We start from the raw sequence: 7,774 nt of genomic DNA on the forward strand, positions 1-7,774 counted from the left end.
GGTGTGTCAGATACGTATTCTTCGACTGACACACCGCCATCGCGAGCAAGCCCGCTCCCACAGTTGACTGCGTTCGGCCTGGGGCATCCACACAGCACGCTTGCACAGGGATTTGTGCGATATACACAAAATTCCTACAAGTTTTCCTAAAAATACCCCCCGCGCGGTTAGTCGCCACCCCCCGCGATGCATTAAAGTAGGCCCCCCAGGTCTGGCGTCGGTTGTTCGACACCACGGCTCACCCCTCCAGGAACCGTCATCGATGGAACATCGTGAAGCGCTGCTCGCGCTGCGAACTTTTCTTTCTACGCAGATTCTCGGCCAGGAAAAACTCATCGATCGCCTGCTGATCGCGCTGCTCGCCGACGGCCATATGTTGGTAGAGGGTGCACCGGGCCTGGCCAAAACCAAGGCCATCAAAGAGTTGGCCGAAGGCATTGAAGCGCAGTTCCATCGTATCCAGTTCACCCCCGACCTGTTGCCCGCCGACATCACCGGCACTGAAATCTATCGCCCGGAAACCGGCAGCTTCGTGTTTCAACAAGGCCCGATCTTCCACAACCTGGTGCTGGCGGATGAAATCAACCGCGCCCCGGCCAAGGTGCAGTCGGCGTTGCTTGAGGCCATGGCCGAGCGCCAGGTCAGCGTGGGGCGCAGCACCTACGAGCTGTCACCGCTGTTTTTGGTGATGGCCACGCAAAACCCCATCGAGCAAGAAGGCACGTACCCGCTGCCCGAAGCGCAGCTCGACCGTTTCCTGATGCACGTCAAAATCGGCTTCCCGGACGCTGCCGTCGAACGGCGCATTCTGCAACAGGCGCGTGGCGAAGCGCTCAACGGTGAAACCAAGCCCGAGCGCCGCGTCAGCCAGCAAGCGATTTTCGCCGCGCGCAAGGAAATCCTCGGCCTGTACATGGCCGATGCGGTGGAGGAATACCTGGTGCAACTGGTGATGGCCACGCGCACCCCCGGCAAGTTCGACCCGGAAATGGCCGAGTGGATCGCCTACGGCGCCAGCCCGCGCGGCTCCATCGCCCTCGACCGCTGCGCGCGCGCGCATGCCTGGCTTGCCGGGCGTGACTTTGTGAGCCCCGAAGACATTCAGGCGGTGCTGTTCGACGTGCTGCGCCATCGCATCATTCTGTCGTTCGAAGCCGAAGCGGCCGGTATTGACCAGGACCGCGTGGTGCAGCGCATTCTCGACGTCGTTGCCGTCGCTTGAACCCCATGAATGCCAGCGATGGAATACGCGTCACGCTCAGCGAACTGATTGAGATGCGCCACCGCGTGCGCGAGGTGCAGCTGTTTTCGACGCCGAGCCAGCGCAGCCCGTTGATTGGCCTGCACCACTCCAAGCTGCGCGGGCGCGGCGTCGATTTCGACCAGGTGCGCGTGTACCAGGCCGGCGACGATGTGCGCACCATCGACTGGCGCGTCACCGCGCGTACGCAAGAGCCGCACACCAAGCTGTTCCATGAAGAACGCGAGCGGCCGATTTTCATCATGGTTGAGCAAAGCTGCCGGCTGTTTTTCGGCTCCGGCCAGATGTTCAAGTCGGTGCTCGCAGCGCAGGCCGCCAGCTTGATCGGCTGGGCCGCGCTGGGGCACAACGACCGCGTCGGCGGGCTGGTGTTTGGCGACAGCGAGCACTACGAAATCAAGCCTCGGCGCAGCAAGCAAAGCCTGCTGCAATTGCTTAACCGGCTGGTGCGCGTCAACCAGAGCCTGAACACCGAGCGCCGCCCGGAAGCCGACGCCTTGGGCATGGCGCTGCGCCGTGGCCGCGAAGTGCTGCGCCCGGGCAGCCTGGTGATTGTGATCTGTGATGAACGCGCGCTGACCGAAGGTGCCGAGCAACAGCTGAGCCTGTTGTCACGCCATTGCGACCTGTTGTTGCTGCCGATTTCCGACCCGCTGGACCATGCCCTGCCCGCCGCCGGCTTGCTGCGGTTTGCCGAACGCGGTGCGCAGTTGGAGCTGGATACGCTGAACTTCGATTTGCGCCAAGCCTACAAAGCTCAGGCCGAAGCACGCATCGCCCGCTGGGAACTGCTGGCACAGAAACTGCGCATACTGCTGATGCCCTTGAGCACCCAGAGCGAAATGGTCGAGCAACTGCGCCACTACCTCAACCCGCAACGCCCGGTTAAAAAACAATGAGCGGCCTTGAGCAACTGCAACCCCTGATCGCCCCGCCGGCTATCGGTTTCTGGCCGCCTGCGCCGGGGTGGTGGCTGTTGCTGCTGGTGATTCCGCTGCTCGGCTGGGGGCTGTGGTGGTTGCGCCGTTTTCTGCCCACGCGGCGCCCGCTGGCCCGCGCCGAACAACCGCTGGACCCGCTGCGCATCGCCGCCCTGGCCGAACTGGCGCTGATGCCCAAACCCTACGACGGCGCCCCTGCCGGCGCCTGGCTGCAACAGCTCAATGGCCTGCTCAAACGCTTGTGCCGCAATGACTACCCCTACAGCCAGAGCCACACACTGAACGGCCGCAAATGGCTGGCGTTTCTCGACAACCGCTGCCCCGCTGCCGGTTTGACGCGCTGGATGGTGCTGGTCGAAGGCGCCTACAAACCGGAATGCAAACTCGATGACAAAGCCATCGCCGGCCTGACGCAAGCTGTCGACACCTGGATTCGCAAGCATGTTTGAGTTCGCCTGGCCGTGGATCTTCGCCCTGTTGCCATTGCCCTGGTTAATGCGGCTTATCTTGCCGGTGGCCGACAGTGGCGAGCCTGCATTAAAGGTCAGCTACCTGGCCGACCTCGAAGGCCTGGCGCGCCGCCGCGCACGCGTCAACCTGCCGGGCTGGCGCCAGCAAGCGCCGTTCGTGGTGCTGTGGCTGCTGCTGTTAACCGCCGCCGCACGCCCGGAATGGCTCGGCGAGCCGTTGCCGATTGCCGCCAGTGGCCGCGATTTGCTGGTGGCGGTGGACGTGTCCGGCTCCATGGACTTCCCCGACATGCGCTGGCAAAACGACGACGTCAGCCGTCTGAGCCTGGTGCAGCATTTGCTCGGGGATTTTCTTGAAAGCCGCGAAGGCGACCGCGTCGGCCTGATCCTGTTCGGCAGCCAGGCGTACCTGCAAGCGCCGTTGACCTTCGACCGGCGCACCGTGCGCACCTGGCTGGATGAAGCGCGCATCGGCATTGCCGGCAAAAATACCGCCATCGGCGACGCGATTGGCCTGGCCTTGAAACGCCTGCGCCAGCGCCCGGCGCAAAGCCGCGTGCTGATTCTGGTCACCGACGGTGCCAACAATGCAGGCCAAATCGACCCGCTGACCGCCGCACGCCTGGCCGCGGAAGAAGGCGTCAAAATTTACCCGATCGGCATCGGCGCCGACCCCGAGCAAACCGGCTCGCTGGGTATCCTCGGCGTCAACCCGAGCCTGGACCTGGACGAACCCGCGCTCAGGGCCATCGCCGAGGCCACGGGCGGCCGCTATTTCCGTGCGCGCGACGGCGAAGAGTTAAGCACTATCAAGCAAACGCTCGACCTGCTTGAGCCGGTAGCGCAACAGCCCACTCAGGCCCGCCCGGCACAGGCGCTGTACAGCGCGCCGTTGGCGCTGGCGTTGATCCTGAGCATGTTGCTGGTGGTGCAGGAACGCTGGCCGAATAACGCCCTGCAACGCGCCTTCAACACACTCTCGACCCGGGGCATTTTCCTGCAACAGCGCCCGCAATGGCGCCAACGCTTGAAACGCCTGCGTCTGCGGAGGCGCCGATGATCGACTTATGGCCGCATTGGTTCCGCCCCTGGTGGCTGTTGCTGTTGCCGTTGCTGGGCTGGCTGCTCTGGCAACTGTGGCACCGGCAAAAGCGCGCCGGGCGTTGGCAGATGATTCTGCCGCCGGCGTTTCATGCGGTGCTGCTCAGTGGCGGCAGTGGGCGCGAGAGCAAATCGCCGTGGGTGCTGCTCGGTATCGCCTGGCTGCTGGCGGTGCTGGCCTTGCTCGGGCCTAGTTGGCAAAGGGTTGAGCAGTCCAGCCAAAAACCAGCCGACCCGGTGGTGGTTTTGCTCGAGTTAACCCCGGAAATGCTCGCCACCGACAGCCCGCCCAATCGCCTGGAGCAAGCGCGGCGCAAGCTCTATGACTTGCTGCAAGCACGCGCCGATGCGCCGACCGCGATTGTCGTGTATGCCGGCAGCGCGCACACGCTGGTGCCGCTGTCGGACGACTTGGCAACCAGTCGCAACCTGCTGGAAGCCCTGCGCCCCTCGATCATGCCCGAGCCCGGCCATCGCGCCGACCTGGCGGTGGTGAAGGCGATGAGCCTGCTCAAGCAAGCAGGCCTTGGCCAAGGGCGCCTGCTGTTGGTGGGCTCCTCGCTGTCGAAGCAGGAACGCCAAGGCATCCGTCTGCTGCTGCAAGGTGCCCAAGCGCCGAGCTTGTCGATACTCGGCATTGGCAGCCGCGAAGGCACGCCCGTCACCCAAGAGAGCGGCGAGTTCCTCAAGGACGACCAGGGCGCGATCCTGGTGCCACGCCTCGACAGCCCGACGCTCAAGGCCTTCGCCAACGAAATGGGCGGGCGTTACCGTGCCGCGCGCTTGGACGACAAAGACTTGCGCCAGCTCAACCTGCTCGATGGCCCGCAAAACCTGCGCAACGACGGCCAACTGCTGCACCTCGACACATGGGCCGACCAGGGTTACTGGTTGCTGCTGCCGTTGTTGTTGCTCGTCGCGTGTGCCGGGCGCCGCGGTTGGCTGTTCTGCCTGCCGTTGCTGTTGTTGGGCGCCCCGCAACCGAGTTACGCGTTTGAATTGCAGGACCTGTGGCTGCGCCCCGACCAGCAAGGCCAATACTTGCTCAAACACAAGCGCCCGGCACAAGCCGCCGAGCGTTTTGAAGACCCGCAATGGCAAGGCGTTGCACTCTTTGAGGCGGGCAACTATGCCGAGGCGATCAAGCGTTTCGCCCAAAGTGATGACGCCTATTCCCACTACAATCGCGGCAATGCACTGGCCAGGTCCGGCGAACTGGAAGCGGCCATCGACGCCTACGAACAGGCCCTGGAAGCCCAGCCTGACCTGCAACCGGCGCTGAAAAACAAAGCCCTGGTGGAAAGCCTGATGCAGCAAAAAGCCCGGACCGCCGCCGCCAAGCCTGCAAAAAACGAGGATGACGAAACCACCCAACCCGGCCAAACTGCGCAACCGGGCGATACAGGGCAAAGTGCCACAGGTGCCGAGCAATCGCCCCAAGGCCAAGGCGAAACCAGCACCGGCGACACCCAAACCGGCGCCACGCCCAAAGCCGGCGGCAACGAAGTACCGGGCAGCGAGTTGGGCGATGAACACACCACCACCCCGCCGCTGCGCCCGGCGGATGCAAGCATTGACGGCGAACGTCGCCAGGCGCTGGAGCAATGGCTGCGGGAGATCCCGGACAACCCCGGCGAACTGCTGCGCCGAAAATTCTGGTACGAACAGCAACAACATCAGGACAAGACTCGATGAGCCGCCGCACCACCCTTCTGCTCTTGCTCGCGCTGACGGCAGGCCACGCCCAGGCGGCGAACCTGGTCGCCAGCGTCGACCGCAGCCGCGTCAATTCAGGGGAAACGGTGGAACTGACGGTCGAGTCCAGCGACGTCACGCAGTTCGGCAAGCCTGACCTGTCGCCGCTGGATGCGCAGTTCGAGGTCAGCGGTACCCGCCAGATCAACCAGCTCACCACGCTGGGTGACGATAACCGCGCCACCACGCGCTGGATCATCACCCTGCTGCCCAAGGAAAACGGCACCGTGGTGATCCCTGCGCTGCAAGTGGGCGAGCTGAAAACCCAGCCGATCAGCCTGCAAGTGGTTGAAACCGCAAGCCAGAACACCAGCGCCGAGCTGGCCCCGGTGTTTGTCGAGACCAAACTCGACCAAAGCAGCGTGTACGTGCAGGCCCAGGCACTGTTGACCGTGCGCGTGTATCACTCGGTGTCGCTGTATGACGACAGTAGCCTGACACCGTTGCAGATTCCCGATGCACGCGTCGAACAGTTGGGCGAGTCGCGCACCTACGAAAAAGTCATCAACAGCATTCGCCATGGCGTGATCGAAACCCGCTACGCCATTTACCCGCAGCACAGCGGCGCCTTGTTGATACCGGCGCAGACCTTCAGCGCCACGCTGGTAGAAGCGCGCCCGGCGCAGGAAAACACCCTGCAAGGCACCAAGCCGGGCAAGTTGATCCACGTAAGCTCGGCGCAGCTACCGCTTGAGGTCAAGCCCAAACCCGCGTTGTACCCGGCTGACACGCCCTGGTTACCGGCACGCAGCCTGAGCTTGACCGAGAGTTGGAACCCAACGCCTGAGCACGTGCAAGTCGGCGACTCGCTGACGCGCAGCCTCACGGTCAAGGCCGAGGGCTTGTCCAGCGCGCAATTGCCGGCACTGCCGAGCAGCGACATCAATGGCCTGCGCCGCTACCCGGACCAACCGGTGCTCGGCAACCAGAACAGCGACCGCGGCCTGGTCAGCAGCCGTGAAGACCGCGAAGCCCTGGTGCCGACCCGCGCCGGCGCGGTGGAACTGCCGGCGGTGGAAGTGGTGTGGTGGAACACCCACGAAGACCACCTTGAGCGCACCAGCCTGCCCGCGCGCACCCTGCAAGTCGCCACCAACCCAAGCCTGGTGGTGGACACGCCCGCCATGCCGACTGTTATCACCGCACCTGACGACGAACGCCTGTGGCTGTGGCAACTGAGCACGCTGACCTTGGCTTGCACCACGCTGCTGGGCTTCGGCCTGTGGTGGCGTGCACGCCGGCAACCGGCGGTACAGCGCGCCGCGCAAACCGGCCCGAGCCCGCGCAGCTTGCTCGACGACCTCAAGCGCGCAACGCAAGCCAACGACCCGCAGGCTACGCGCCAGGCACTCGACGCCTGGGCGCGGCAACAGCCGGACACCCTGGCCGAGATGGCCGCGCGGTTTGTGCCGTTGTCGGATGCGCTGGATGGGCTGAACGGTGCGCTGTACAGCGAGAGCGGCCATTTCTGGCTCGGTGAGGAGTTATGGCGCGCGGTGAAGGCGATTCCGATGGCCGAGCGTGAGCAAGACCCGGCGACTGATACCACCAGTTTGCCGCCGCTGTACCCGAAATAACCCTCAATTTACCTGACATCGGGAGCAAGCCGCCTCCCACATTTGACTTGCAGTGTTAAAGGCCAGCAAGCCATATCTCTTTAACTTGCAGGAAGTTTCCTAGACAATCATTCAGCCTTGCGCCTGCTCACTTCACTGGCTAGCCTTCGCTCCGTCGCTGCATATCAGCGATCGGGTGTGAGATCCCGTGTATGAGTGGACATGCGCAACAGCCGTCTATGGCGGCTGTGTGCGGGCAGACTTCGGTCTGGCCGGGTCCTGCTCTCCGGTATCTCACCCCGCACATAGCTGCCACCTTTTTTGACGTGTGAGATCGGCAAAAGAATGGCGCCCAACCGAGCAGGTACTTCCTTCATGAACAAAATCGTCCCAGATCCGCCCCGCTCTGCCCCCGACCGCGAAATGTTTGAGCGCGCTCTGAGCCACTATCTGCAACCCGACTCAGCGCCGTCTTTCACCGTGCATCAAGACCTCAGCTTCGAAGACGCCCTCGCACAAATCTGCGACCTGTTGCGCTGCGCAGCCGCCACCGCAGCTTGCGCCACTCAAGGTGTGATCGGCGATCAACGCCACATCGCCGGCGCCACCGAACACCTGATAGACAAAGCCAAAACCCTCGCAGACCGGGCACTCGACTGCCTGCACGCCGCATAACCCCTGTGGAAGCGG

The 7,774-nt window shown here is 63.7% G+C and carries 7 protein-coding genes; all 7 read left to right on the plus strand.

What is annotated here, in order from left to right; all coding sequences use genetic code 11:
• Positions 1-262: 262 nt before the first annotated feature.
• The 7 genes from F0169_RS26320 (at position 263) to F0169_RS26350 (ending at position 7,759) form a co-directional block, all read left to right on the plus strand.
• Entirely contained in the window at positions 263-1,222 is a 960-nt protein-coding gene (locus F0169_RS26320; protein ID WP_016780594.1) for an AAA family ATPase, read from the plus strand.
• Positions 1,223-1,227: 5 nt separating this feature from the next.
• Positions 1,228-2,160: a DUF58 domain-containing protein gene (locus F0169_RS26325; RefSeq protein WP_122251710.1), complete on the plus strand. Its 933-nt coding sequence runs from the start codon at positions 1,228-1,230 to the stop codon at positions 2,158-2,160.
• Positions 2,157-2,651, plus strand: coding sequence for a DUF4381 domain-containing protein (locus F0169_RS26330; RefSeq protein WP_058411236.1), 495 nt, complete (start codon positions 2,157-2,159; stop codon positions 2,649-2,651). The genes F0169_RS26325 and F0169_RS26330 overlap by 4 nt, the downstream gene beginning before the upstream one ends.
• A complete protein-coding gene (locus F0169_RS26335; protein WP_152748052.1) occupies positions 2,644-3,732 on the plus strand; it encodes a vWA domain-containing protein in 1,089 nt (362 codons plus the stop codon). Before F0169_RS26330 ends, F0169_RS26335 begins: the two co-directional genes overlap by 8 nt.
• A complete protein-coding gene (locus F0169_RS26340; protein ID WP_152748053.1) occupies positions 3,729-5,468 on the plus strand; it encodes a tetratricopeptide repeat protein in 1,740 nt (579 codons plus the stop codon). The genes F0169_RS26335 and F0169_RS26340 overlap by 4 nt, the downstream gene beginning before the upstream one ends.
• Complete coding sequence (locus F0169_RS26345; RefSeq protein WP_152748054.1) at positions 5,465-7,105, plus strand: BatD family protein; 1,641 nt, start codon at positions 5,465-5,467, stop codon at positions 7,103-7,105. The genes F0169_RS26340 and F0169_RS26345 overlap by 4 nt, the downstream gene beginning before the upstream one ends.
• Positions 7,106-7,459: 354 nt before the next feature.
• Positions 7,460-7,759, plus strand: a complete 300-nt coding sequence (locus F0169_RS26350) for a DUF6124 family protein (RefSeq protein ID WP_241678078.1) — start codon at positions 7,460-7,462, stop codon at positions 7,757-7,759.
• The last annotated feature ends 15 nt before the right edge of the window (positions 7,760-7,774 follow it).

Source organism: Pseudomonas kitaguniensis (genome assembly GCF_009296165.1).
Classification (GTDB): Bacteria; Pseudomonadota; Gammaproteobacteria; order Pseudomonadales; family Pseudomonadaceae; genus Aquipseudomonas; species Aquipseudomonas kitaguniensis.